Below are 25588 nucleotides of genomic sequence, written 5' to 3' on the forward strand. Positions count from 1 at the left end.
CCATGGGGTTCTCAGTCGATCGGATCGACCACATCGTCATCAATTGCGTCGATATCGAGGCGACCGCCGCGTGGTACGAAAAAGTCCTCGGCATGCGGGTGGAGAAGTTCGGATCGAAAGGCCGCACCGCACTGTGCTTCGGCAATCAGAAGATCAACCTGCGGCCGATCGGTGCCCTCGCGGTCGACCCTGACTGGGTGACGGCGCGCACCGAGGCCGCAGGTTCGGCGGACTTGTGCTTCGTCACCCAAGCATCGCCCCAGGAAGTGCGAGATCACTTGGCGGCCTGTGGTATCGAGATCACCAATGGTCCGGTCACCAAGTCCGGCGCGATCGGTGACATGATCTCGCACTACTGCCGCGATCTCGATAGCAATCTGGTTGAGATCGCGGTCTATCCGGATCGCTGAGCTCAGCGGCGCAGGAATTCCAGGGCGGCGCGTTCGAAGGCCGCCTTGGCTTCGATCATTACCCAGTGGCCGCTATTCGGGAATACGTGCAGTTCCGCATTGGGAATCTGGCGCATCGGCACCAGTGCCATATCCGGCGGACTGACCCGGTCGTCCAACCCCCAGGTGAGCAGGGTGGGGCACTGCACCTTGTGCAGCATCGACCAATAGGGTGGCGTACTCGAATTCGCCAGGAATTTCTGCTGCATGGTCCAGGCGGCCGAGCTGTACATCATGGCGGCGGTTTTCTGGGTATCCGGATGCTGCGCGGCCGCCCAGCGTTCCTCGATGATCTCATCGGTGATGACCGCGGGGTCGTAGACCATGGCCCGCAACCAGCGCAGCAACTTGTCCCGATCGGGTTTGTCGGCGAATTCCTGCAGCAGCCGAATCCCTTCGCTCGGACTGGAACTGAAGATATTCGGACCGATTCCGCCGATGGTGACCAGCTTGCGCACCCGCTGTGGATGCGCAATCGCCAGATTCGCCCCGACGACACCGCCCATCGAATTGCCGACCATGGCCGCGGACTCGATGCCGAGCCCGTCCATGAATCGCAGCACCGCCGCGCCTGCGGTCAGCACGGGATGTCCGTCGACCGGGTCGCTCACGCCGAAGCCGGGAAATTCGAGGATGTAGCAGTGGAAGTGCTCGGCGAAGACCGCGAGATTCCCGCGATAGTTGCGCCAGCCGTTGACGCCGATTCCGGAGCCGTGCAGCAGTAACAGCGGCAGCCCGTCGCCGGCCTCGTGATAGCGCAGTACACCCTGATCGGTGGCGAGCTCTCGTTTCGTGCCTTCGTATGTCACGTCCATACCGGACACGTTAGAACACGTTCTAGCTTGGATCGTGCACCGCCGCTGATATCGACCCGCAAAGCGAACCGTTGGGTACATAATTGCGAAACGCTGGGCGATTCGGGACGCAGCGGTCTGGGCGACTATCTATGATCTGCGCTGGCAACTCGGCACCGTACGACGAGGAATCATGAGCTACCGAACAATCACAACCGCGACCATGCTGGGCACCGCGATCGCCGCATGGGCGTGCACAGCGCCGACGGCGAATGCTGCGGTGACCCGGGTGGGGGTGATGCCGGATTCGAACTACGGCCTCGCGACCAACTACGGCACCGACTGTCCGGCCACCGCCGAGGCCTACGTCAACAATGCGGCCGAACTCGTCTCCTTCTACGACAACGGCGTTCTACTCGGAGTGGTCCGTCCGCTGGGCGGCATCGCCCTGCTGACCTGGATCCCGAAGACGACGGGCCCGCACACGCTCAGCGCCGTGCAGGCGCCGGACGTCACACCCATCGCAACGGTGGACGTTCGAGTCGGCACCGGCGTACACGTCGACTTCGCCTGCGTCGTCTTCGGCGGTTGATCTCAGCAGGCTCCGCGATTATGTGATGGATTCGGCCTCTGGGGTCTCAGAGCACCCCGATGGCCTTGAGTAGTAACAGGGTCAGACCGGCCGTGCCCGCGAAGGCGACGCCGCCGTCGCGGATCACGATGCCCGCGGGCGAGCCGCTGGCCCTGGAGAGAATTCCGGAAATCACCGCGACGATTATGCCGACGAGCACGGCGACGACAACGAACAAGGCCTGAACGGTAGTGGACACTCGACGCTCCCTCGGTGTGGATCGTCGCAGTGTAAAGAGTGCGTTGGCTATCGGGTAGCAAAGTTGCGGGATAGGCTGCGCCGGAGCAGAATCCGCCGATGACGGTCCAGTGGCGGCCAGGCGGTTCGGCTGGGTGCGCCGACGATTCACAGGAATCCCTCACGTAATTTTGGCACGGTTCACGGAAAACCGAGGTTCACTGGAGTTACAGATTTGTGCGGATCGGCAGTATTGGGGCAGGTCCAGCCCAAGGAGGTCAGACCTTGCAGACAACCGCTTCGATCGCCATCGTCCGCCCCGAGTCGGTAAAGCTCGCCATCACACCCGGTGTGGTGAGCATGCGTGGGCGGCGTTCGCTCAATGCGGACGCCTTCGCCACCTACACCGACCCCACCGTCGGGCGCACCGCATTCGTCGTCGCCGATGGGGTCGGCGACAACCTGCCGGCGGCCAGGGCGGCGCGGACCGCGGCTTCGGTCGCCGCGCGGATCGGCGCGGGCAATGGCGCGCTGGCCGGGGTGGTCGCGGCCCAACAGGAGTTGCTGCGTGAATTCCCGGAGGAGCAGGCCGACAGTGTGCTCGTGATCGCCGTGCTACCCGCCGCCGATCAGCCCGACGGCCCCTGCGATATCGCCTGGGTCGGCGACTGTCGCGCCTACCGCTGGAATGGTCGGGTGCTGCATCAGATCACCACCGACCACACCGTCGCGGAGTTCATGCGCGCCAGGGGGGTTCGCCCGGCGAATCGCATGGACCACCTTGTCACCACCTCCACCCGCACCGCCAGTCCGGACGTCGTCGGTCGCGCAGCCACCGGATCGAGCCGGGGCCGACTGCTGTTGAGCACCGACGGCGTGCACAAGCGGCTCGATATGGTCGCGATCAAGTCGATACTCGTCGCGGGCCGAACCGCGGCTCATACCGCGGAAACCTTGGTGGACAATGCGTTACAGGTCGGTAGCACCGATAATGCGACGGCACTCGTGGTGGACTGCCGCTGACCCCATTTCCTGCTAGAACTATGTGGTCGGTGCGTCTAGTGGAGTGTGGGGTTATGCGGGCGATTCAGATCAGCGAGCTGGGCGGACCCGAGGTGTTGCGGGAGGTGGAGCTCAATGCGCCGGAGCCGGGTTCTGGTGAGGTCGCGATCGATGTCGAATATGTCGGGGTGAACTTCGCCGACTTGCAGGCGCGTTCGGTGGGGTATCGGGTCAGGGATCTGCCGTTCGTTCCGGGGCTCGAACTTTCGGGGCGAGTGCGCTCGATCGGCCCCGATGTCGACGGGTTCGCGGTCGGCCAGCCGGTGGCGGCGATCACCGAGGGCGGCGCTTATGCCGAGGTCGCCGTGGTTACCGCCGCCACGGTGTTCGCGGTGCCCGATGGTGTCGATTTGCGAACGGCCGCAACGCTTCCCACGGTCCTGCCGACCGCTTATGCACTGATCAATACCGTCGGTAGGTTGCAGCCGGGGGAGACCGTGCTGGTGCAGGCCGCTGCGGGTGGGGTGGGCACCGTGGTCGGGCAGGTGGCCAAGTTGGCCGGGGCCGGTGCGGTTTATGGCGTGGTCTCCAGCGAGGCCAAGGCGGAGTACGCGCGCAAACTCGGTTACGACGACGCCTTCCTGGCCGAGACCTTCGAGACCGATGTCCGGAAGGCTACCGGCGGACGCGGTGTCGATGTCGTGCTCGACCCAGTCGGCGGGCAGACGTTGCGGCGCGGTCTCGAATCGCTCGCGCTGTTCGGACGGCTGATCTCCTACGGCAACGCCAGTGGCGAGCCGGGCTGGCAGATCGGCCAGCCCGAGCTCTACCCGCGAGGACTATCGATCTCCGGATTCTCTATCCTCGGACTCACTGCCGATGCGCCGCAGGTTTTGCGGGAGATCGCCGATCGGGCGTTCCGGTTGGTCACCTCGGGGCAGGTGGAGCTGCCGATCACCGCGGAGTTCCCGCTGTCCGAGGTCGCCGAGGCACATCGATTGATGGCGAGTCGCACTTCGACCGGCAAGCTGGTGCTTGCGGTCAACGGTTGAAATCACTTGTCGGCCAGCCAGTTTCCGTGGAATCCGTAGGGCACCCGGGCGGGTAGGTGAATGGTCGCAACCGGTGGCCCGGCCAGCTCGGACGCGTCGAGGATGACGAGATCGCTCCGGTCGGTGTCGGCGTTGTAGACGTAGGTCATGAGATAGCCGTCGCCGCCGGGGCGCTCGTCCGCGGGTGCGAATGCGGCCTCGGCCGGAATGCGGCCCGGACCGAATTCGTGTGCCGTGCTGGTGCCGGTGTGCAGGTCGTAGCGCAGCAATGCGCCGCTGTCCCCGGCGACGGTGGCGTGGCCGAAGCGGGAGTCCAGACCCGCGAGCCGGTCGTCTATGCGCGGGAATTCGGCGTCGCGATCGTCGATCTGCTCCTCGGCGACAGTGCCGGTGACCAGATCGATGGTCCAGCGCCATAGCGAGGCCCGCTCCGAAAGGTGTGAATCCTGTCGCCACAGACTCTGATAGCGGATCACATGCAGCACGATCCGCCCCGGCTCATCGTGGGAATTGAGCGTGTGGAACACGTAGCACGGATCGATCGGGAACCACCGGATGTCGCCGTGCGGGTCGTCACGACGCAGTACCCCGAGCCGGGCCTGGTAGTCGTCGCGCCACCGGAACGGCATGCCGCCACCGGATTTGGCGGTTTCGAGATCGAAAACCACTGGCAGATCCATGAATACGATATGGGCGGCGGTGAGGTTGAAGTCGTGGTGCATGGTCGCGGCGGGCACCTCGATCGGGCGGCTGACCAGCAGATTGCCAGCGGCGTCCGCGCGGTGGTAGGTCAGATAGGGCGCGGTGAGGTCGTAGCCGAAGAAATGCAGTTCGCCGGTGGTGGGGCAGGTCTTGGGATGCGCGGTCATGGCGGTGCGCAGCTTGCCGTCGAAATCGTAGGGGCCGACCGTATCCAGCTCACAGGTCAATTCGTACGGGTAGGACGATTCGACGAGTGCCAGGGTGCGTCCGGCGTGCCGGATGACGTGGGTATTGGCGAGCCCGGCGGTGAGGTCACGGTTGCCATCGGCATCGCGGGCCGCGGTGCCATCGGTGAAGGTGGAGGTGCGGACCCACCGGTTGCGATAGGAGACCGCGTGGCCCTGTTCGAGCCGGACCCCGTGCACCATGCCGTCGCCGAGGAACCAGTGCGCGGAGGCCGCAGCGTGCGGATTCGGGCCGTTGCGCAGGTACCAGCCGGTCAATGCGGCAGGAATCATTCCGGTGACCGGTAATTCGTAGGCGGTGAGCTCTTCGGTGACGGGCGCGTAGTTGCCGGTGAGGTGTGCAACCGAGGTGGACATCACGGATACCAATCTGTTCAGGATGCAGAAGGGTCGAGCGAGTTCGCCTTCGCCCGGATGAGGGCGACGTAGCGGATCGTGAAAACCACCGGAAGGACGAAGGCGAGTATCTGCACCGTGGTGCGCACGCCCGACGCGGAGTGTGCGAGCGCGGCCAGCGCGACGCAGCCGATCACGAAACTCGCGGTCCACACCGAAGTGATGACGTATGCCGTGCGGATGAAGATCGGATGATCCCAAAGTTCCTGCGGTGTCGTCTGTTTGGCGATCGGTAGCGTGAATGGCGTGCGCACGGCCAGCGAGACGCCCGCGACCAGGGCGAGCACGCCGGAGGACAGTGCCGGGGTGTAGGGGTGCAGGGCACTGTTCGGATCGGTGAAGGCGATGACGGTCAGTGCCGCGAAGAAGGCAACCGAGCCGATATCGATGGCCATGGCTTCCATGCGCTGACCGGCACGGATCTGCTGGGCGATGCCGAGCACCGAGACACCCGAGGCAGCCAGCGCGCCCCACTGCCAGTACTGCGACGGAACCACGGCGAAGAGGATCCATGGGGCGAAAGCGCGCAGATAGGACATGTCGGAGAACTCCTCGATATTCCAGTTTTGACATGTCTAAGTTAGAGGCTGATCTTTCGACATGTCAATAGTGGAAGGTAGGGTGATGGCATGAGTCTTCGGTACGCCCTGCTCGGACTGCTGGCCGATCGTCCGGCCAGCGGCTACGACCTGTTGCAACGATTCAAGGTGTCGCTGGCCAATGTCTGGCCCGCCACCCAGAGTCAGATCTATACCGAACTCACCAAACTCGCCGACGCGGGCTCGATCGCGGTTTCGGACGAGGGTCCGCGCGGCCGCAAGGAGTACACGATCACCGAGGCGGGGTTGACGGATTTGCGGGAGTGGCTCACCACGACCAAGCCGAAACGTGTGGCGCGCAACGAAATGCTGCTGCGCGTCTTCTTTCTCGGCGCGGTTCCCCGGGCGTATGCCCGCGACTACCTGTCCGATATCGAAAACGGAGCCAAGAAGGCCGGGGCCGAACTGGCCGCACTCGAGGCGTCGATCGACTGGGACGATGACGACCTGTCCGTCTACGGCCGCATCGCGATGGAGTGGGGGCAGCGCTTCCATGCGATGAGCCAGGAGTGGGCCGAGTGGGCCATCGGGCAGATTCCGGAGCGCTAGTTCGAATATGTTTCGAGTCAGGACTTCGACCGATCCTCAAATGTGAATATCAGGATGACATACTCATGAGATGGAGAACTATCTTCAACAATATGGACCTGATCTTGAATGATCTTCATACTCACACTGAGGTGATCGAACCGATCACATGTCGCCAATCCGCCGGATCGACGTACAGGAGTGTTGATGAAGATCGGAATTCCCCGCGAGGTCAAGAATCACGAGTACCGGGTCGCGTGCACACCCGCGGGTGTACACGAGTTGGTTTCGCGCGGACACGAGGTGTACATCGAGGCCGGTGCCGGCCAGGGATCGGCGTTCGAGGATATGGCGTATGCGGCCGTCGGGGCACGGGTGCTGGATACCGCCGACGAGGTCTGGGGCACCGCGGAAATGGTGCTCAAGGTGAAAGAGCCAGTAGCCGAGGAGTATTCGCGCATGCGCGCGGGGCAGCTGCTGTTCACCTACCTGCATCTGGCGGCATCCAAGGAGTGCACCGACGCCCTGCTGAACTCCGGGATCACCTCGATCGCCTATGAGACCGTCGCCGGTAAGGATGGATCGCTGCCGTTGCTCGCGCCGATGAGCGAGGTCGCGGGACGGCTCGCGCCGCAGGCCGGTGCGTATCACCTGATGCGTAGCGGCGGTGGCCGCGGCGTGCTGATGGGCGGTGTGCCGGGGGCGCGTCCGGCCAAGGTGGTCGTGCTCGGTGGCGGCGTTTCAGGGAGCAATGCGATCGCCGTCGCGGTCGGTATGCACGCGGATGTGACGGTACTGGATCTGAACATCGCGCGCCTGCGTGCGCTGGACGAGCAGTATCGCGGTCAGGTGCGGACCATCATCTCCAACAGCTTCGAGGTGGAGAGTCTGGTCCGGGAGGCGGATCTGGTGATCGGCGCGGTGCTGGTACCCGGTGCGAAGGCGCCGACGCTGGTGTCCAATGACCTTGTCGCACAGATGAAGCCGGGTTCAGTGCTGGTCGATATCGCCATCGATCAGGGCGGTTGCTTCGCGGATTCGCGCCCGACCACCCATGCCGAGCCGACCTACCGGGTGCACAACTCGGTCTTCTACTGCGTCGCCAATATGCCCGGCGCGGTGCCGTACACCTCGACCGTCGCCCTCACCAATGCCACACTGCCGTACGCGATTTCGCTCGCCGAGCGCGGCTGGCGCGATGCGGTCGCCGCAGATCCGGGCCTGGCGGCCGGTCTGAGCACGCACCGCGGCCACCTGCTGTCCGAATCCGTTGCAGCCGCGCACAACTACGCTACTGAGAGGCTGGCCGCCTAAGCGGGATGGCAGCCGGGGCTGAGCTAAGTCATCGGGCTGGTTCGCGGGCGCACGTGCTCGAAGATGAGGATCGTCTCGGTGGAGGCGACCGCGGGATGTGCGCTCAGATGTTGCAGTACGAAGACCCGAAGTCCCTCGGTGTCGGCCGTGGCGACATGGATCAGATAGTCGTCGGCGCCTGCGATGAAATACACGTTCAGCACTTCGTCGAGTTCGGCCAATTGCTCCCCGAACTCGGCGAGGTGCGGACGTGCATTGCCATGCACCCGAACCGCGATCATGGCCTGTAGATTCCGGCCGAGCGCGGCCGGATCGATGTCGGCGTGGAAGCCGCGAATCACGCCGCGCTCCACCAGCGACCGTACCCGCCCCAGACACGTCGACGGCGCGATGCCCGCGACATCGGCGAGCGCGCTATTGGTCATGCGGCCGTCGCGTGCGAGCTGATCGAGCAGTATCCGGTCGATATCGTCCAATTGCACCGCCGGACCGGGCGCGGTCCGCACGGCACCGACCGCCGGTCCGATCGGCGAATCAATCTTCCTCACCAGGTCAACTGTATCGAAGATCATTCGATCGAGGGCCGGTCGCTGCGCTAGGATCGTCGCGTGGGTATCTACTGGCATGCCGTTACGCCGCCGCCGTGCGCCTGATCGGGCGCACCTGCTGAATTCCTGATTCGCGGTCCGGGCTGTTTCTGAGGACAGTCTCGAGGTGATGTCGTGCGCCCGTTTCGAATCCCTGTCGAATTCGATGACGGAAGTGCATGGCCTTGTCTGATATCAAAGATGTTGTTGCGGTTGGGCATTCGAGTGTTCGGGCGTTCAGTGGTCCGGTTCCCATCCTGACCGCGGCGGTGCTGTGGGGGACTACCGGAACCACGAGTTCATTCGCTCCCGCGGGTGCGTCCGCTGCGGCGATCGGATCTGCCGGGTTGGTGCTCGGTGGGCTGTTGTTGTTCTTGTCCGCCGGTGCGCGGTTACGGTGCACTCGCGGCGAGTGGTGGTTGGTTGTGGTCGGGGCGTTGGCGGTGGCAGGGTATCCGGTGACCTTCTATCCGGCTGTGGCGCGGACGGGGGTGGCCGTTGCCACGGTGATCGCGCTCGGTAGCGCGCCGGTTTTCGCCGGTCTGTTGGCCTGGGTGTCCGGACAGGGGAGGACGAGCCGGCGATGGGGCGGCGCCACCGCGGCGGCGGTACTCGGCGGTGCGGTCCTCGTGCTCGGGCCGGAGGTGACGGGCGGGACCGCGCAGGTCGACCTGCTCGGCATCGTGTTCGCCGCATTCGGTGGACTCACCTACGCCGTCTATTCGCTGATCGGCGGCAGGCTCATCGCGCATGGTCATTCGTCGAATGCGGTGATGGGCACGATGTTCGGCATTGCCGGATTGCTCGTGCTGCCGGTTGTGTTGTGTACCGAGACTTCCTGGCTGCATACCGGTCGCGGTATCGCGGTGGCACTGCATTTGGCGGTGTTCACCACCTTCGTTGCCTATCGTCTGTTCGGTTACGGCCTGCGGCATACGACCGCGCAGGTGGCAACGACATTGACGCTCGCCGAACCCGCCGTGGCCGCGGTGCTCGGTGTGGTTGTGGTCGGTGAGCGGTTGCCGATCGTGTCATGGTGCGGGTTGGCTGTGCTGGCACTCGGGCTCGCATTCCTGACGATCGGCGTGCGCGACCGCTGACGGTTCGGTGCTCGACGCCGCAGGGTTACCGATTCGCTTGGGCCAGTGCGGATTCGGCGGCGTCGAGCACCTTGCCGAAGGAGTGGAGAATCACCGGTTTGGCGAGGACGCGGGTGAACCAGGCTGCGGCGAAGGGTAGGCGCGCCTCGGCGGTGGTGGTCCAGGTGACCCGCGTGCCGCCGTCGACCTCGGTGAAGATCAGTCGGCCACCCTCGTGGCGCGACGCCGGAACGCTGCGCTCGACGAGGTAGCTGAATTCGTGCGGTGCGTTGTAGCCGGTGATGCGTTCGCGGAACCAGCCGATGCCCCATGTCAGGATTCGGACGGCGCCGAGCCCGTACGGTGCCGTCTCGCCCTGTTGGATCAGGTGCTCGCGCAGCACGATTCGCGCCTTCGTGTAGTTACTTGCGTTGGTCAGCCAGTCGAAGACGTCATCGATCGGCGCCGCAATGACGCGCTCGATTGTCATGGTTTCCATAACACCCCTCCCATTTGTCTACTACATGCGATAGTAGTGTCGTGAGAGGCGGGATGCCAGGGCTACTGACCCGGAGCTGGCGCCTTGGCGCGCAACACCTCCAAGAACGCGCGCATCCACTGCGGATGGTCCGGCCACGCGCGACCGGTCACGATATTGCCGTCGACATGGGCCGGACTGTCTTCCCATTGTGCGCCAACGGCATTCAGATCCGGTGCCAACGCCGGATAGGCGCTCGACGAACGACCGTTGAGCGCGCCCACGGCAAGCAGAATCAATGGACCATGGCACAGTGCCGCGATCGGTTTGTCCTCGTCGACGAAATGTTTGACGACCCTGCGACACTCCGCATCGCCGCGCAGATACTCCGGCGCGCGTCCGCCGGGCAGTACCAATGCCGCGTACCGACTCGGATCGACATCTGCCAGCGCGATATCGGCGGGCCAGGTGTGTCCGGGTTTCTCGGTATAGGTATCGAAACCGTCGACGAAATCGTGCACCACGAACTGCAGCTTCTTGGCGGTGGGGGCGGCCACCTGGACCTCGTACCCCTCCTCGAGCAGCCGCTGGTAGGGGTACATGACCTCCAGGTCTTCGGCCGCGTCTCCGGTGATCAGCAACACGCTTGTCACGGGACATCACCTCCGGTGCGAATTTTATCGACAATCGGCAGCGGAGGCAGGGGCTTTCGGGCTACGTAAGGCGGGGATGCGGCCGAATTCGTTCGAGTTGGGCGGCGACGGACAGGATGGTGGTCTCACCATTCGACGGTCCGACCAGTTGGACCGCCAGCGGGAGCCCATCGCTGGCCATGCCCGCGGGTAGTGAGGCGGCGGGATGTCCGGTCACATTCCAGAGTCCAGTAAAGGCAACCATCGGGACCGAGGCGATTTGTGCGCGGACGGTATTCGTATTGTCGAGGACACCGACCCGCGGTGGGCGGTGTGCGATGGTGGGGGTCAGCAACAGATCGCACTTGTCGAAGATGCGATCGGCCTTGCGCGCCAAGGCTTCACCGCGGCGCATGGCCCATTCGACCACCGGCCGACGTGCCCAGAAAGCGAGCGCCAGGGTTTGGCGAGTACGGCGTTCGAGCCGTTCCGGATGGTCGACGAGCGGGATCTCGGCGCGCACACCACCGTAGAACTGCGGATAGAAGGCGAACGTGAAATCGGGATAGTCCGGATCGATCTCGAAGACCGTGTGGCCCAGTTGGGTAAGGAGTTCGGCGGTGTCGTGCACCGCACGCACATGTTCGGGAACCGCTCTCGCGAGAACCGTCTGTGATTTCGTGGTGTAGCCGATGCGCAGGCGCGTCGGTGCGCGCCGCGCGGCCTCCTCGAACGACATCGCCGGATCGGGCGCGTGGAAGCGATCGGCCGGTGTGGCGCCGCGGATGACATCGTAGATGATCGCCGAATCCAGCACGCTTCGGGTGAGTGGTCCGATAACGCCCAAAGCCCACCACAGATGTGTGTTCGGTGCGGTCGGCACCCGTCCGCGCTGGGTTTTCAGGCCGAAAAGTCCGCAGCAGGCGGACGGAATGCGGATCGAGCCGCCGCCGTCCCCACCGAGCGCTGCGGGCACCAACCCCGCGGCGACCGCCGCGGCGGAGCCGCCGCTGGAGCCGCCGGTGGAGCGAGTCCGATCCCACGGATTGCGGGTCAGCCCGTAGGTGGTGGACTCGGTGTAGGGCCACTGCCCGAATTCCGGCATGGTGGTCTTGCCGACGATGACCGCACCCGCCGCACGCAGCCGCCGCACCACCTCGGCATCGGCGACCGCCGGGGTGAGGTTGGCGCGGGTACCGAAGGTGGTCGGGACGCCCGCCACATCGATCTCGTCCTTCACCGCGATCGGGATGCCGTGCAGCGGTCCACGCGCCGCGACGTCCAGCTGATCCCGTTCGATGGCTTCGGCGATGGCCTGTTCGTGCAGCACGCGAGTGAATGCATTGAGCTCGCCCGCCTCTTCGATCCCGTCGAGGGTCGCCTCGATCAGTTCACGGGCCGTCAGCACCCCTTGGTCCAGCAGTTGCCGCTGCTCCCACACACCCGCGGATACGACCTCGCGAAGATCCATCTCTACCGCTCCCTCCGACCCACACGTCGTGTTGTTTCGATCGAGCTGCGAGCAGTCGTCACCTGGCCTGACCTGTGGAATCAGTCATTGATCCGAGCACCGACAGTAGTTAGTCAACTGACCATTCCGCAATTGATACGGACCGCGCGTGCGCTGGGTTCAATATTGCAGGTAACAATATTTCCGAACGCTACAGCCAGGGCACCCCGGCCCGCAGCAACACATTGGCGTACGGCCGGGCCTCGCCGGTGCGCACCACGAATCGGCAGGCTCCGATGCGCTGTTTGAAGTCGTCGTGGTCGATCAACTCGGCGTTGAGGCCGCTGAGCAAGCCCGCGGCCTCCGGATTAGTGTCCGCGACGTCGCGGCTGCCCCAAGCGGCTTCGACAGTCACCTCTCCCAGGATCAGTTCGAGTACCGGCTCGAACCGCGGAAATCCGTAGCTGATGCCCAGGTCGATGACCGGCACGCCGACAGGTGTCGGCAGACCGGAATCGCTGACGGCGAAGAGGTCGGTATGGCGCAGCGCCGTGAGTGCGGCGAGCAATTCGGCGTGAATGAGTCCGCTGGTGCGCAAAGTTCGATTCCTTGTCGAAGAAGGGGGTCAGACGAGGGGCTGGGCGATGGGGATGGCCGCGAGCGCTGTGACGATCTGAGCCCCGGTGGGGTAGGAGGCGTGGGTTCCCGGTGTCTGGACGGCGAGCGCACCGGCCGCGGTGGCGTAGGCCACGGCGCCACCGAGCGGCATACCATCGGCGAGTGCGGTGGCCAGCGCACCGACGAAGGCGTCGCCCGCACCGGTGGAATCCACCGAATTCACCTGTGGCGCAGCCTGATAGCCACCGGCAACCGGGGCCGGCACATCGCAGCGGTGCGCCCACACCGACCCGGCGGCCCCCAATGTGGCGACGACGGACTGCACCCCGCGCAGGCACAGCGAACGGGCCAAGTGGAATGCCTGCTCGGGAGTCCGCGCGGTGGTTCCCGTCAGTGCCGACAGCTCGGATTCGTTGACGATCAGCGGATGGCAGCGGCGCAGCAGCTCATCCGGCAGCGCCGTCGCCGGAGCGGCATTGAGGACGAACCGGCGCGCTCGGCGCGCGGCCCATTCGACCACGTTCGGCGGCACTTCCAACTGTGCGACGACGACTTCCGCCGACCGCAGCAAGTCGGCCTCGGCCATGGTGTCGAGTTCGGATTCGGGTTCCCAGCCGAAGTTGGCGCCGGGGTCGACCACGATCTGGTTCTCGCCGTCGGCGACGGTGATGTAGGCGGTTCCGGTCCGCGCGTCCTGCACCTCGCGCAGTGCGGTGAGCTCGACACCGTACTCGCGCAACGATTTTCGCAGTCCGGGATCGGCATCACGGCCGATTCTGGCAATGAATTCGACCCGGCCGCCCGCTCGTGCCACCGCGACGGCCTGATTGGAACCCTTGCCGCCCAGGTTGGTTCGCGAGCGCAGTGCCAGCACGGTCTCGCCGGGCCGCGGCAGCTGTTGCACCTCACAGACGATGTCCTGGTTGACCGAGCCGAGGACGACAACCGTCACGACTCGGCTCCGTTCGCGGTGAGCTCCAGATTGCCGGGTGCGGCACCGGTGATCAATGCGACCAACCGGTCGCCGTCCACTTCGTTGATCCGATGTGCCGCAACGGATTTGCCGCGTCGCAGCACCACGACATTGTCGCAGATCCGCATGACCTGTGCCAGATCGTGGCTGATGATCAATACGGTGATCCCGCGCTCGCGCAGGCCGCGCACCAACTTCTCGACCGCCGCGGTCTCCCGCACGCCGAGCGCGGCGGTGGGCTCGTCCATGATCACCATGGATTTGCCCCAGGCCACCGCGCGGGCGATGGCGATGCTCTGGCGTTGTCCGCCGCTCATCCGGCGCACGGTGGTACGCACCGAGGGCACATCGACATCCAGATCGCGCAGGATCTCGCTGCTGCGGGCGATCATCGCCCTGCGGTTGACGATGCCGAACGGATATACCAATTCGCGGTTGAGAAACAGGTTCTGCCACACGGCCAGATCGTCGATGAGAGCGAGATCCTGATACACGGTCTCGATACCCATCTTGCGGGCGTGCTCCGGTGAGCGCAGGCGCACCGGTTCACCCTTGAACAGGATCTGCCCGGTATCCGGTGTCTGCACGCCGGTCAGGCAGCGCACCAATGTCGACTTGCCCGCGCCGTTATCGCCGACCAGGGCGGTGACCTCGCCCTTCGGAATCGTCAGCGAGACCCCGGCCAACGCGCGCACCGAGTCGAAGGACTTGGTGAGCTCGCGCGCCTCCAGCAATGGAATCGTCATGTCCTTGGCCTACTTTCGGAAGCGGGCGATGCCGGCGGCAAGCAGTAGCACCGCGCCGACGGCGACCGGCTGGTAGTACTGCGAGATGCCGAGAATGGTGAACCCGTTGATTAGCGAGGTGAACAGCACCGCACCGCAGACGGTGCCGAGCACCGACGCCTTGCCGCCGGACAGTGACGAACCGCCGAGCACCACCGCGGCGATCGAGCTCAGCAGGTAGGTGGTCTGCAGCGACGGATCCGCGCCGCCGTTGCGGGCGACCAGCATGACACCGGCTATGCCGCACAGCAATCCGGACATGGCGTAGGCGAACAGCCGGATCCGGTTCACCGAGATACCGGTGTCGCGCGCGGCCTCCAGTCGTCCGCCGGTGGCGAGTAGATGAGTGCCGATCCGGGTGCGGAAGATGATGCCCGCCACGACCAGTGCGGCGAGCAGTGCCAGCAGCCAGAACCAGCGCACCGGACCGATACCGTCGAGTGCGAGCCGTTGTAGGAAGCGGGAACTCACGGCCTCGGTATTGCCATGCGTCAGCAGCAGGGTGATGCCGTTGAGCACGCTCAACATGCCGAGTGTGACCACGAAATCGGTCATATGCAGTCGGCCGACCAGCACACCGTTGACGACGCCGACCGCCAGTCCGGCGAGGATCGCCGCCCCGATGGCGACCGCCATCGGGTAGCCGTGGCTGGCCAGATAGCCGAGAACCGCTGCCGCCCATGGCAGATTGGCGCCGACCGACAGATCGATGCCGCCGACGGTGATCGCGAACTGCTGACCGAGCGCGAGCACGGTGAGGATGGTCGAGGCGACCAGCAGATCGCCGATATTTTCCGCCGTCAGGAAGTTCGGGGTGGCGATGAAGAATGCCACCCACAACACGACCAGGGCCAGCGGTGCCGCGAATTCGGCGACCTTGGCGAGGATCTCCGTGCGCCCCTCACGCGCGCGGAGTTCTTCGGTTGCCTCTGCGGTCACTTGTTCAACAGCCCTTCCACCGGGTTGTCGAAGGCGACGATCGGGCGCGGGAACGCCGCGATCTGCTGGTCGACATTGTCCTTGCCGATGAAGGCGATGGGGGAGACCACGCGCTCGGGCAGCTTCTTGCCCTGGTGCTCGGCCAGGCAGCTCTGCACCGCGAGTTGTCCTTCGGCATACGGGTATTGGGTCACCGTGCCGGTCAGGGTGCCCGCCTTGACGGCATCGAGGGCGGCTTGGATGCCGTCGACGGAGACCACCTTGATCTGGCCGGTCCGGCCCGCGTTCTTGATGGCCTGTGCCGCACCGAGGCCCATGGTGTCATTGGCCGCGAAGATGCCGGTGATATCCGGATGCGCCTTCAGGATCGCCTCGGTGACCTGCAGGCCCTTGTCCTGTTCGTAGTCGGCGGGCGCCTTCTGCGCGATCTCCAGCTTGCCCGCGACGGCATCGGTGAAGCCCTGGTCGCGGTTGATGCCGTTCTGCTCGCCCGCGATCCCCTGCAGGATTGCGACCTTGCCGGTGCCGCCGAGCACCTCGAGCATCTTCTGCCCGGCGATGCGGCCCGCATCGAGATTGTCCGAGCCGATGAAGCTCGCATACGACACCCCGGCCTGAGCGGAGGCCTTCGCATCGATCTGGGTGTCGAGATCGAGGATCGGAATGTTCTTGCGCGCCACCGGCGTCAGCGGCGTGATCACATTCGTGGCATTGACCGGCACCACACCGAAGCAGTCGTAACCCTGCGCGGCCAGGGTGGAGATCTGGGCATTCTCACCGTCGGCGTCGGTCTCGGACTGTCCGGCCTGCACCGTGACCTTCACCCCGAGCTTCTGTCCCTCCGCGAGGGCGCCGTCACGCAATGCCGCCCAGTAGGGGTTGGTGAAGTTCCGGGTGACGATCGCGATCTTGAAATCGCCGTCGCCTCCGTCCTGTCCACCGCGACCGCAGGCAGCGGCGGCAAGCGCGCCGATGAGGACAAGCGGCGCCATTGCACGCCTGAATCGAGCATTCATCGTGAGTTCGACCTATCCGTCTCAAGTATCAACTCGTGTTGATCAACGCGAGTTGATGAGTAGTGTGTGACCCGAGTCACCGGCTGTCAAGTACTTGTGCGGAGTGCTTGGATGGACGGTCGGAGCAAGGAGAGATTTCCGATGGCAGTCACACGAGCCGACGTGGCGCGGCTGGCCGGTACGTCACCGGCGCTGGTGAGCTATGTGCTCAATGGCGGACCGCGGCAGGTCGCGCCCGCGACCAAGGCCCGGATCGAGGCGGCCATCGCCGAACTCGGCTACCGGCCCAATATGTCCGCGCGCAGCCTGCGCATGAACCGCGGACATGCGCTGGGCATGGTGATTCCGGACGGCGCGAACCCGTTCTTCGCCGAACTGTCCGCAGTGATCGAGGCGGCTGCCTTCGCGCGAGGGTATCCGCTGTTCGTCGGCAATGCCGCCGGCGACGCGCAACGCGAACGCGCCTATGTGCGCACCTTCATCGATCGCAGAGTCGAAGGGCTGCTTGCGATTTCGTCGTCCTGGGAGACCGGCATCGCCGATGCCTGCGAGGAGGCGGGCATGATCTTGGTGGCACTGGACCGCGTCATCGATCCGGCGCGTTGCGCGCACGTCATGTGTGATTCGGTCGCGGGCGCGGAGCAGGCCGTCGCCCATCTCATCGGACACGGTCACCGCGAAATCGCCTGCCTGAGCGGTCCGCACGTGTCCACCGCGGAGGACCGCGTGCAGGGCTACCGAAATGCGTTGGCGGCCGCCGGACTTGCCGAAGGACGTATCGTGCGAACGGATTTCGGCGGTGCCGCGGGCTACCGCGCACTGGCCGACCTCATGGCCGATTCACGCCGCCCCACAGCGATTTTCGTAACCAGCGATTTACAGGCGATGGGTATGCTCCGCGCCGCCTACGACGCCGGACTGCGCGTACCCGACGACCTCGCCGTGGTCGCCTTCGACGGAATCGAATACTCCCGCTACACCCGCCCCGGTCTGACCACCATGGTCCAGCCCACCCGTCTCATGGGCGAGACCGCCATCGACCTGCTACTACAACAGCTCGACGACCACACACCCCGCCCCGGAGTGGTGAATCTCGAAGCGGCACTGCACACCAGAGGTTCGTGCGGCTGCCCCGACGAGTTCTGAGGGCTACTGGTCGACGGTGAGGCCTTTGGCTTCCAGGATCGCGGCCAGGTTCGAGACCTGGATGGGGGTCTCACCCGTTTTGTAGCGTTCGATGTAGGTCGCCTCTGCGGAGTCGCGCTCGCGGGAGGCGGCGATTGCGGATCGGATTTCTTCGCGTCGGATGACCACGACACCGTCGCAGTCGCCCTTGACGATATCGCCCGGATAGATGACTTGGCCGCCGAAGACGAGGGGCTGGTTGATGGGGCCGAGGGTTTCCTTGACGGTGCCCTCAATGGAGACATGCTTGGCGAAGGCCGGGAACCCGAGTTCGCGGATTTCTCGGGTATCGCGTACGCCGCCGTCGGTGACGAGGGCGGAAATGCCGCGGGCGGCACACGCATTGGCGAGGACGTCGCCGAATTGCCCGGCGGGCTGGTCGCCGGATGCTACGACGAGCACGTCGCCGGGTTGGGCATAGCTGATCGCGACCTGCAGCATGATGTTGTCGCGGGGGTGGCAGACGACGGTGAATGCGGATCCGCAGAAGGACATGTCGCGGTCGATGGGTTTGATGTCCGAGTCGAGTGCGCCCTTGCGGCCCTGGGCCTCGTGGATGGTGGCCGCCGAGAAGGTGCCGAGTTCGTCGATGAGTGCGCGGTCGGCACGGTCGATCTTGGTGGTGACGTGAACCATGGTTTCTCCGTGATGGGGTCGGGCTGTGGTCAGCTCAGTGCGGCAACGGCTTTCGCGATTTCGGCGGCGGCGGTGCGCAGCACGTCCGCTGAGGTGGCGAAGGAGATGCGCAGGTATGACGGCGCGCCGTAGGCGGAGCCCTGGATCGTCGCGACCGAGGCGGTCTCGAGCAGATACAGCACGACGTCCTGGTCGTCGTGCAGCACTCGGCCGTCCGGCGTCCGCTTGCCGAGGAGTCCGGCGCATCCCATGAACAGGTAGAACGCGCCCTGCGGCCGCACCGGTGCGAGTCCGTCCACGTCGGCGAGCAGGTCGAACATGAGGTCGCGGCGCGCGCGGTAGCGCACGATCGACTCGGCGACGAAGCTCTGGTCGCCGGAAATCGCCGCGGCCGCGGCCGCCTGGCTGATCGAGGACGGGCAGGACGAGCTCTGCGACTGCAGTTTGTTGATCGCCGCTATGAGATGTGGGTGCCCCACTCCGTACCCGAGTCGCCAGCCGGTCATCGCGTAGGACTTGGAAACTCCGTTGACGACGAAGATCTGATCGCGCAGTTGCGGCGCCACGGACAGCAGGCTCGGGGTGCGCTGATCGGTGAAGACGATCTCGTCGTAGATCTCGTCGCACAAGATGTTCACGTGCGGGTGCCGCTCCAGCACGGTGGCGAGTGCCGCGAGTTCCTCCGCGCTATACACCGCGCCGGTCGGGTTGGACGGCCCGTTGAGGATCACCCATTTCGTGGCAGGAGTGATCGCCGCCTCCAATCCCGCTGCGGTGAGCAGGAATCGGTCCGATTCGGGGCAGTCCACGACAATGGGCGTGCCACCGTGCAGGGTGACCATATCCGGATAGGACACCCAGTACGGCGACGGCACGATGACCTGGTCGCCTTCTTCGACCGTCGCCATCAGCGCCATGAAGATGACTTGCTTGGCCCCGCCGCCGACGGTGATCTCGTTGTCGCCGACTGTGCTTCCGGTCCGGTCGAGTATCCGCGCCGCAATAGCCTGCCGCAGCTCCGGAATACCGTTCACCGCAGTGTATTTGGTGAGCCCGGAGTTCATGGCTGTGATCGCTGCGGCCTTCACATGATCGGGGCTGTCGAAATCCGGTTCGCCTACGGTCAGGTCGAGGATCACCCGACCTGACGCGCGTAGCTCACGAACCCGTTGTGCGGCAGCGGAACTCGGCGATTCTCGCATCCGCTCGACGCGGGCGGCGAGGGCAGCGAGGGGAACGGGAGACATGCTTTCCTCCTGGGGAGATCGACATAGGGTTCAGAAAGCCAGCAGCACTTTGGCGGAGGCCGCGGCATCCTTGGCGACGGCGAAGGCCGCCAAGGCATCTCGAAGGGGGAACTCGTGGCTGATGACCGACTCGACGACTAGGCTCCCATCGGCGAGTGCGTCGAGTACCGCGTCGATCTCGTCGTTGAAGCGGAACGATCCGACGACCTCGAGTTCACGTGTGACGACCAGCGACAGCGGCGCGGGCTGAAGTCCGGTGGGCAGTAGCCCGAGCAGGACCACCCGGCCACCTCGGGTGGCGCCACGAATGGCGGATTCGAGTCCGAAGCGGTTGCCGGAGCATTCGATGACGATGTCGGCGTCCACCGCGGCGATCATGTCGGTGTCGTCGGCCTTCAACGTTGTGGTCGCGCCGAGTTCGCGAGCAATAGCCAGTGGATAATCATGGATGTCTACTGCCGTGATCGCGGCGGCACCGGCGCGGCGCAGTACCGACACCACTAGCGCGCCGATCGGACCGCAACCGATCACCAGCGCGTTCTTTCCCGCGACCTCCCCCGCGCGCGAAACCGCATGCCAGGCAACCGAAGCCGGTTCCGCTACGGCCGCCGTTCGCAGCGGAAGACCATCGGGCAGCGGTCGGAGCATCCGGGACGGCAGCACCGCATAACGCGTGAATGCTCCGTGTGTATGAGGGAATTGGGCCGCACTGCCGAGATAGGTGCACCCGGGCGACAGGTTGGGACGATCGGTGGGATAGCGCGGGCTGTTGCCGCCCGGCGTCGCCGGATGTACCGCCACCCGGGTACCCGTTCCGGGCCCGCCACCGTCTGCGGCCTGCTGGACCACCGTGCCGACCACCTCGTGTCCGAGTAGCATCGGTGCCTTCAGGATCGATTCGCCTGCGGCTCCATGGGTCCAGTAGTGCAGGTCGGATCCGCAGATGCCGCCGTATGCGATTTCCACGACCGTATCGGACGGTCCCGGCGGTGTAAGGGCAATGGCTTCGACGCGAAGATCGCCCGCCGTATGTGCCACGACTCCCAATGTGCGAGAAGGCAATTCGGTCATCGGTAGCAGCGACCTCAATCCTGCCGCCGGACGAATTCGAGCCCACCGGGCACCTGGAACGTCGGCGTGATCTCGATCAGACCCAAATTCACATGCCGCGGTGCGTCGATCGCGAACTCGATGGTGTCGGCGATGTCTTTCGTCGTAATGGATTCGTAGCCTTCGTAATAGGTCTGCCATGCCTCCCGCATCGCCTCGGGTGTGCCGCCGAGATTGCGTCCGAAGATTTCGGTCTCCACCCGGCCGGGGCAGATCTCGGTGACCCGGACACGCCTGCCGATGACATCGTTGCGGAGCTGGCGCGAGATCTGGTGGATCGCGGCCTTTGTCGCGTGATAGGCCGTGTGGCCGTAGAAGTTGTAGAGACCCGCGATGGAGCTGATATTGACAACATGACCGAGGTCTCGTTCGACCATGCCCGGCATCAGCAGCCGACACAGATGTAGCACGGCACGGAGATTGACGTCGACCATGGCATCGACCGATTCCGGTGCTGCGTCGAGGATATTCCCGGTGGCCGATACCCCGGCGTTGTTGACCAGGACATCGATTTCGAGCTGGCCGACCGCATTGGTGAGTGCGGCGGTATCGGTGACATCGACAGCGAGCGGGATCATCCCGGTCCGTGCGGCCACCTCGTCGAGCCGTGCGGCGTCGCGGGCGACGCCGTACACGGTGAGGCCACGCTTGGCGAGCGTCTCGGTGATCGCGGCTCCCATCCCGGTATTGGCTCCGGTGACGAGGGCGGTTCGGTAGTCGTCGAAAGGCATGACACTCCTTGTCTCGGGTGAGTCCGTTCTGCTTGTGGTCAGAGCGTGTCGCGCAGGGGCAGGTGGGCACGGTCGGTGACGGTGCTGACCGCCGCGAGCGTGCCGAGTGCGGTGGCGACGGCATAGACGGCCGGGACGTAGATGCCGAAATGCGGGATGAGCCAGGTCATCAGCAGCGGTGCGGTGCCGCCGAACAGCGCCGATGAGATGTTGTAGCCGAGCCCGTAGGCGGAGTACCGGACCCGGGTCGGGAACAGTTCGACGATGAGGATGTGGATGACCGCGGTGTGCCCGGCGAAGATGACGGCCATGATGCAGGCGCCGAGCACCGCGAGTGCGAAACTGCCGGTCGCGATGAGGGCGTAGCAGGGGATAGCGCCGACGGCCATCGCGATCGCGGCACCGGCGATCACCTTCTTACGGCCCAGCTTGTCCGACAGTGCACCCATGAAAGGAATCGCGATGCTGATCGCCACCAGACTGGCGGCGGTGACGATAAGTGCTGTGCCGGTGGAGAATCCGATCTTGTCGCCCTTGAGGAAAGTCGGCATGTAGGAGAACAGGACGTAATAGCCGGAGCCGTTCATCAACGGGATGAACAGGGCGAGCAGCATGGCCCTGCGGTGTTCGGGCGTCGCGAACGCTTCTTTCAGCGGGTTGCGTGACAGGCCGCCGGATTCCTTGAGCTTGCCGAAATTCGGGGTGTCGCTGATGGCGCGGCGGATGTACCAGCCGATCAGGCCCATCGGGATCGCGATGAGGAATGGAATCCGCCAGGCCCAGCTGCCGAATCCGCCGCCGTGGATGGCACTCGCGTTCAACCACGGGGACATCGTGAAGGCGACCAGGGTCCCGGTAAGCAGGGCGAGGAAGGAGGCGATCTGGGCGTAGCTGGTGATCAGTCCGCGTTTGCCCTCGGGCGAATGTTCGGCGAGGAAGGTCATCGCACCGGCGGCCTCACCGCCGACCGAGAATCCCTGTGCCAACCGCAAAGAGATCAACAACGCGGGTGCCGCGACGCCGATGGCCGCATAGGTCGGCAGGACACCGATACCTGCCGTCGCGACGCTGATCAGCATGATGACGAAGACGAGCATCTTCTGGCGGCCGATCTTGTCGCCGAGGATGCCGCAGACCACCGCGCCCAGCGGACGCACGAAGAAGGAAATCGCATATCCGGCGAAGACCAGCAGCAATGCGTCACTCGACTTGGAAACATCGAAGAACACGATGGCAAGGGCGGTTGCCATGAAGGCGAAGATGCCGTTGTCGTATAGCTCGACGAAGATGCCGACGCAGCCGGCCAGTACGACCTTGCGGATCGAGCCGGACGGCGCCGCATGCGTGTGGTCGGTGGGCACGGACCCGGCCGGGGCCGGAGAGATCGTGTCGGTCATGGGTACTCCAGGTGACTGTGGCGGATCTGGTCTGCGCGGGGCCCCTGCGTGGTTACGCAAGCTGCCGCATTCGGGGCCTGACCGTGCAGACCGGGCCGGTGGCAAGTGTTGGTGTGGATGGGAATTCGGAGGCAGTCGTAGGCATTTGCCACACGGGTGCGTAGTCGATCGATCGCGGCCTGCTGCGCGCGGTAGCGGCGCACCGCGTCGGGAATGCCGATGTGCCGGAATCGGACTCGTTGACCGGGCCGGGCCTGTCCCAGTTGCGACAAGCCGGTTGCGGTGACGACTGCGAGCACTGGATAGCCCGCTGTCACGCCGCGGCCACGGTGCAGCACGAGCAGTTCGTTTCCGGCGGGCACTTCGACGGCTCCGATCGGTACGCCCCGGGATAAGACCTCGGTCCGGCTCTCTCGTTGCGGGACGGCACCATCGGGACTGAGCCGGAGTCCGATGTGATTGCTGTTGTCGCCGATGACGAACGAGGTATCGAACAGTCGCGTGGCGGTGCTGCCGAATTCGGCGATATCGGGTCCATCGGTGACATCGATGGTCCAAATTCCGGTGAGCGCGGGGCGTGCAATGCCGAAGTGGAACAACGGAATTCGGAAATGTGGGTGGTCGAGTAGCGGCCCGTCGATCTCGACGTCGACATTTGCCCCCGCAGTCAGTTGTCGACCGAAACCGAGTACCGGATCCGGAGCGCAGCTGTCGAGCAGATAGTTCGCGGAAATCGTCCCGTGCACCGCGACGTAGACCCGAAGTCCGTCGCGGATGCCGCGAACGGTGAGTTCGGTGCCTGCCGCCCAGATGAACGGTTCCCACTGGGAGCGGGTGACACCGTCGACGCATACGTCGGCGGGTGCACCGGTGATCGCGACGAGTAGATCGGTGCTCGCGACGGCACCGAAATCCAGCGCGACCAGTTCGAGCAGCGGTGCCGTGCGCGCACTGCCGACCAGGGCGTTGGCGACTTCGGCGCTGTACTGGTCGAGGGCACCGCCGGTCAGCTGGCCGATCCGTGAGGCTCGGCGGCGACCAAGATCCTGGACGGTGGTGATCCCCGGGGTCGTCACGGTGATGGTCTCAGCCATGCAGCACCCCCTCGAACCGGGACCATTCGTGGGCCGCGATGGCATGGAACCGAAACGTGTCGCCGGGCCGGAAGGCGGACAGCGGCTCGGTCGTCGGGTCGACTATGGTGCGCGGGGTTCGACCTATGACGGGCCATCCGCCGGGCGCTGGCCGTGCCGAAACGACAGCCTGTCGACCGGCCACTGCCACGGCTCCGGCGGGTACATGCGGGCGCGGGACGACGCGTCGGGGTACCGGCCGCGGGAAGGCGGGACCGTCGAGCATCGGCGCGCCGCCTGGGGATCCGAAGCAGCGCATGGTGAGTGGTGAGGATCCGTGCACGCGGATCACCTCGGCCGGGGACAGCCCCAACTGGTCAGCCACGTCGTCGAGATCCGGACCGTACTCGCCGCCGTAGACCACGGGGATATCGAAATGCCGGGCCGGGCGTGGCGTCGGTGCTACCGAATCTCGTACGAGATTCGCGAGCAGCTGTCGAATATCGTCGTGAGTGCTTGCCGCGCAGTCGAATTCGATGAGCACGGCGTCGTAGGTGGGAATGACGCCGGTAATCGCGAAGCGGTCCGCATCGGTGTCGATCGCGGCAGCGATCGCGTGCACAGCTCGCCAGCATTCTTCTCGGTCGGCACCCTGCGCAGTGACGCGTACGGCGGAATCACCGCAGGCCACGACCCGGAAGGCGACTCCCGCTACACCGGACATGGTTCGTTTTCCTTACCGGCACGATCCGCGAGTACCTCGGGCAGCGGGACGATGTGCACACCCGCCGCAATGAGCGCGGTCCGGATCGCCCGTGCATTGCGTACTGTGTCTGCGTTGTCGCCGTGCAGAAGCAGTGTGTGCGGACGGACAGAAAGGCTTGTGCCGTCGACGGATTCGATGATCTCCTCGGTCACCATGCGCACCGCTCGGCGGGCGAGGACCTCGGGGTCGTGGATGACCGCACCCGGCTCGGATCGCGGGACGAGGGTGCCGTCTGCGCGATAAGCGCGATCCACGATGCCGACGATTCCGACCCGAATCCCCTGTGCGCGAGCGTGGTCGGCGAGTTCGCCGTCCTGGGCGAGCACGATCAGGTTCGGATCGAACGACCCGACGGCATCGACCACGGCCGCGGCGTAGTCGGCGCGGGTCGCCACCAGGTTGCCCAGGCGGCCGTGCGGCGCCACATGCGACACCGTGGTGCTGTACGCGACGGTGAAGGCGTGCAGCGCGCCGAGTTGGTACAGGACATCGGTGCGCACCTCGTCGGCGGAGAGGTCCATGGCCCGCCTACCGAAGCCGACCAGATCCGGAAAGCTGGGGTGCGCGCCGATACCGATGCCGCGGGCAACGCACTGACCGACCGTCCGGTCCATGGTCTGCGGATCGCCCGCGTGGAAACCGCAGGCGATATTGGCGGAGGTGAGGACGTCGAGCAGCGCGTTGTCATCGCCCATCGTCCACGCCCCGAAACTCTCGCCGATATCGGCGACGAGATCGATCTTCCATGCCATGGATGCCTCCGCGGGGTGGGAAACTGCGAGCACCGTATGAGTGAACGTGCGGTGTAAAAGGACGCTACGCAGGTTCGCCCCGGCGCGGGTAATACCGGTTTCGAGTGAGGCGATAACGAACCTCTATGGTGTCTGAGCAGCGACTATGCGGTGGGCTCACAATGTCGGCCGTGAATTCGGTACCGCCACGTTTCCGCAGAGCAACAATACGGAAATCATCGCGTGCGACGACGTTGCTGCGAGAA

At 65.1% G+C, this 25588-nt stretch carries 29 protein-coding genes; 8 read left to right on the forward strand and 21 right to left on the reverse strand.

Features of this window, described 5'->3' with window-relative positions; genetic code table 11:
• Positions 1–2: 2 nt before the first annotated feature.
• On the forward strand, positions 3–410 hold the full coding sequence (locus tag ACIBJI_RS15000) for a VOC family protein (protein ID WP_364354765.1): 408 nt from the start codon (positions 3–5) through the stop codon (positions 408–410).
• 2 nt (positions 411–412) lie between these two features.
• Here ACIBJI_RS15000 and ACIBJI_RS15005 read toward each other — a convergent pair whose 3' ends face one another.
• Positions 413–1264: an alpha/beta fold hydrolase gene (locus ACIBJI_RS15005; protein WP_364354768.1), complete on the reverse strand. Its 852-nt coding sequence runs from the start codon at positions 1262–1264 to the stop codon at positions 413–415.
• Between the two features lie 172 nt (positions 1265–1436).
• Here ACIBJI_RS15005 and ACIBJI_RS15010 point away from each other — a divergent pair, with 172 nt between their 5' ends.
• On the forward strand, positions 1437–1835 hold the full coding sequence (locus ACIBJI_RS15010) for a hypothetical protein (RefSeq protein ID WP_364354771.1): 399 nt from the start codon (positions 1437–1439) through the stop codon (positions 1833–1835).
• A 46-nt stretch (positions 1836–1881) separates the two neighbouring features.
• Here ACIBJI_RS15010 and ACIBJI_RS15015 read toward each other — a convergent pair whose 3' ends face one another.
• Positions 1882–2073, reverse strand: coding sequence for a hypothetical protein (locus ACIBJI_RS15015; protein ID WP_364354774.1), 192 nt, complete (start codon positions 2071–2073; stop codon positions 1882–1884).
• A gap of 263 nt (positions 2074–2336) precedes the next feature.
• Here ACIBJI_RS15015 and ACIBJI_RS15020 point away from each other — a divergent pair, with 263 nt between their 5' ends.
• Together ACIBJI_RS15020 and ACIBJI_RS15025 are read left to right on the forward strand one after the other, a co-directional pair.
• Positions 2337–3074 (forward strand): PP2C family protein-serine/threonine phosphatase, encoded by a 738-nt coding sequence (locus ACIBJI_RS15020; RefSeq protein WP_397084540.1) that lies wholly within the window; start codon positions 2337–2339, stop codon positions 3072–3074.
• 53 nt (positions 3075–3127) lie between these two features.
• Entirely contained in the window at positions 3128–4105 is a 978-nt protein-coding gene (locus ACIBJI_RS15025) for a zinc-binding dehydrogenase (protein WP_364354780.1), read from the forward strand.
• A 2-nt stretch (positions 4106–4107) separates the two neighbouring features.
• On the opposite strand, the gene ACIBJI_RS15030 is transcribed toward ACIBJI_RS15025, so the two are convergent.
• Both ACIBJI_RS15030 and ACIBJI_RS15035 read right to left on the reverse strand, forming a co-directional pair.
• Entirely contained in the window at positions 4108–5409 is a 1302-nt protein-coding gene (locus ACIBJI_RS15030) for a carotenoid oxygenase family protein (RefSeq protein WP_397084542.1), read from the reverse strand.
• A 17-nt stretch (positions 5410–5426) separates the two neighbouring features.
• Positions 5427–5987, reverse strand: a complete 561-nt coding sequence (locus tag ACIBJI_RS15035; protein ID WP_364354786.1) for a hypothetical protein — start codon at positions 5985–5987, stop codon at positions 5427–5429.
• A gap of 90 nt (positions 5988–6077) precedes the next feature.
• On the opposite strand from ACIBJI_RS15035, the gene ACIBJI_RS15040 reads away from it, so the two are divergent.
• The gene (locus ACIBJI_RS15040) at positions 6078–6596 is read left to right on the forward strand and encodes a PadR family transcriptional regulator (RefSeq protein WP_364354789.1); all 519 of its coding nucleotides are present in this window, start codon (positions 6078–6080) and stop codon (positions 6594–6596) included.
• Positions 6597–6782: 186 nt separating this feature from the next.
• Positions 6783–7889, forward strand: coding sequence for an alanine dehydrogenase (gene ald, locus ACIBJI_RS15045; protein ID WP_397084544.1), 1107 nt, complete (start codon positions 6783–6785; stop codon positions 7887–7889).
• Between the two features lie 23 nt (positions 7890–7912).
• Here the strand turns inward: ald and ACIBJI_RS15050 are convergent, their stop codons facing one another.
• Positions 7913–8416 carry an Lrp/AsnC family transcriptional regulator gene (locus tag ACIBJI_RS15050; protein WP_364354991.1) on the reverse strand — a complete coding sequence of 168 codons (504 nt, stop codon included), beginning with the start codon at positions 8414–8416 and terminating at the stop codon, positions 7913–7915.
• A gap of 239 nt (positions 8417–8655) precedes the next feature.
• Here ACIBJI_RS15050 and ACIBJI_RS15055 point away from each other — a divergent pair, with 239 nt between their 5' ends.
• Positions 8656–9576, forward strand: a complete 921-nt coding sequence (locus ACIBJI_RS15055; RefSeq protein ID WP_397084546.1) for an EamA family transporter — start codon at positions 8656–8658, stop codon at positions 9574–9576.
• 25 nt (positions 9577–9601) lie between these two features.
• Here ACIBJI_RS15055 and ACIBJI_RS15060 read toward each other — a convergent pair whose 3' ends face one another.
• The 8 genes from ACIBJI_RS15060 to ACIBJI_RS15095 all read right to left on the reverse strand — a co-directional run bounded on the left by ACIBJI_RS15060 (position 9602) and on the right by ACIBJI_RS15095 (position 16422).
• On the reverse strand, positions 9602–10054 hold the full coding sequence (locus ACIBJI_RS15060) for an SRPBCC family protein (RefSeq protein WP_396955328.1): 453 nt from the start codon (positions 10052–10054) through the stop codon (positions 9602–9604).
• Positions 10055–10116: 62 nt separating this feature from the next.
• Positions 10117–10686: a DJ-1/PfpI family protein gene (locus tag ACIBJI_RS15065; RefSeq protein WP_040689570.1), complete on the reverse strand. Its 570-nt coding sequence runs from the start codon at positions 10684–10686 to the stop codon at positions 10117–10119.
• A 61-nt stretch (positions 10687–10747) separates the two neighbouring features.
• Entirely contained in the window at positions 10748–12136 is a 1389-nt protein-coding gene (locus tag ACIBJI_RS15070; protein ID WP_364354804.1) for an amidase, read from the reverse strand.
• A 190-nt stretch (positions 12137–12326) separates the two neighbouring features.
• On the reverse strand, positions 12327–12713 hold the full coding sequence (rbsD, locus tag ACIBJI_RS15075; RefSeq protein WP_364354807.1) for a D-ribose pyranase: 387 nt from the start codon (positions 12711–12713) through the stop codon (positions 12327–12329).
• Between the two features lie 27 nt (positions 12714–12740).
• Entirely contained in the window at positions 12741–13685 is a 945-nt protein-coding gene (locus tag ACIBJI_RS15080; protein WP_364354810.1) for a ribokinase, read from the reverse strand.
• The gene (locus ACIBJI_RS15085; protein ID WP_397084549.1) at positions 13682–14452 is read right to left on the reverse strand and encodes an ATP-binding cassette domain-containing protein; all 771 of its coding nucleotides are present in this window, start codon (positions 14450–14452) and stop codon (positions 13682–13684) included. Before ACIBJI_RS15085 ends, ACIBJI_RS15080 begins: the two co-directional genes overlap by 4 nt.
• Before the next feature lie 9 nt (positions 14453–14461).
• Complete coding sequence (locus tag ACIBJI_RS15090; RefSeq protein WP_364354816.1) at positions 14462–15430, reverse strand: ABC transporter permease; 969 nt, start codon at positions 15428–15430, stop codon at positions 14462–14464.
• Positions 15427–16422, reverse strand: a complete 996-nt coding sequence (locus tag ACIBJI_RS15095; RefSeq protein WP_364354819.1) for a substrate-binding domain-containing protein — start codon at positions 16420–16422, stop codon at positions 15427–15429. Before ACIBJI_RS15095 ends, ACIBJI_RS15090 begins: the two co-directional genes overlap by 4 nt.
• Positions 16423–16587: 165 nt before the next feature.
• Here ACIBJI_RS15095 and ACIBJI_RS15100 point away from each other — a divergent pair, with 165 nt between their 5' ends.
• Entirely contained in the window at positions 16588–17592 is a 1005-nt protein-coding gene (locus ACIBJI_RS15100; RefSeq protein WP_364354822.1) for a LacI family DNA-binding transcriptional regulator, read from the forward strand.
• A gap of 3 nt (positions 17593–17595) precedes the next feature.
• Here ACIBJI_RS15100 and ACIBJI_RS15105 read toward each other — a convergent pair whose 3' ends face one another.
• The 8 genes from ACIBJI_RS15105 to ACIBJI_RS15140 are packed head-to-tail and all read right to left on the reverse strand — an operon-like array spanning position 17596 to position 25343.
• Positions 17596–18267, reverse strand: coding sequence for a 4-carboxy-4-hydroxy-2-oxoadipate aldolase/oxaloacetate decarboxylase (locus ACIBJI_RS15105; protein ID WP_364354825.1), 672 nt, complete (start codon positions 18265–18267; stop codon positions 17596–17598).
• A 29-nt stretch (positions 18268–18296) separates the two neighbouring features.
• Complete coding sequence (locus ACIBJI_RS15110) at positions 18297–19514, reverse strand: aspartate transaminase (RefSeq protein WP_364354828.1); 1218 nt, start codon at positions 19512–19514, stop codon at positions 18297–18299.
• A 30-nt stretch (positions 19515–19544) separates the two neighbouring features.
• Positions 19545–20585: an L-idonate 5-dehydrogenase gene (locus tag ACIBJI_RS15115; RefSeq protein ID WP_396955334.1), complete on the reverse strand. Its 1041-nt coding sequence runs from the start codon at positions 20583–20585 to the stop codon at positions 19545–19547.
• Between the two features lie 14 nt (positions 20586–20599).
• Entirely contained in the window at positions 20600–21355 is a 756-nt protein-coding gene (locus ACIBJI_RS15120) for an SDR family oxidoreductase (RefSeq protein ID WP_364354834.1), read from the reverse strand.
• A 38-nt stretch (positions 21356–21393) separates the two neighbouring features.
• The gene (locus tag ACIBJI_RS15125; protein ID WP_364354837.1) at positions 21394–22752 is read right to left on the reverse strand and encodes an MFS transporter; all 1359 of its coding nucleotides are present in this window, start codon (positions 22750–22752) and stop codon (positions 21394–21396) included.
• On the reverse strand, positions 22749–23846 hold the full coding sequence (locus ACIBJI_RS15130) for an allophanate hydrolase (RefSeq protein WP_364354840.1): 1098 nt from the start codon (positions 23844–23846) through the stop codon (positions 22749–22751). Before ACIBJI_RS15130 ends, ACIBJI_RS15125 begins: the two co-directional genes overlap by 4 nt.
• On the reverse strand, positions 23839–24549 hold the full coding sequence (locus ACIBJI_RS15135) for an allophanate hydrolase subunit 1 (RefSeq protein ID WP_397084553.1): 711 nt from the start codon (positions 24547–24549) through the stop codon (positions 23839–23841). The genes ACIBJI_RS15130 and ACIBJI_RS15135 overlap by 8 nt, the downstream gene beginning before the upstream one ends.
• A complete protein-coding gene (locus ACIBJI_RS15140) occupies positions 24537–25343 on the reverse strand; it encodes a LamB/YcsF family protein (RefSeq protein WP_396955336.1) in 807 nt (268 codons plus the stop codon). Before ACIBJI_RS15140 ends, ACIBJI_RS15135 begins: the two co-directional genes overlap by 13 nt.
• Positions 25344–25588: the final 245 nt, after the last annotated feature.

The sequence above is a fragment of the Nocardia sp. NPDC050408 genome, assembly GCF_044458905.1.
Taxonomy (GTDB): Bacteria; Actinomycetota; Actinomycetes; order Mycobacteriales; family Mycobacteriaceae; genus Nocardia.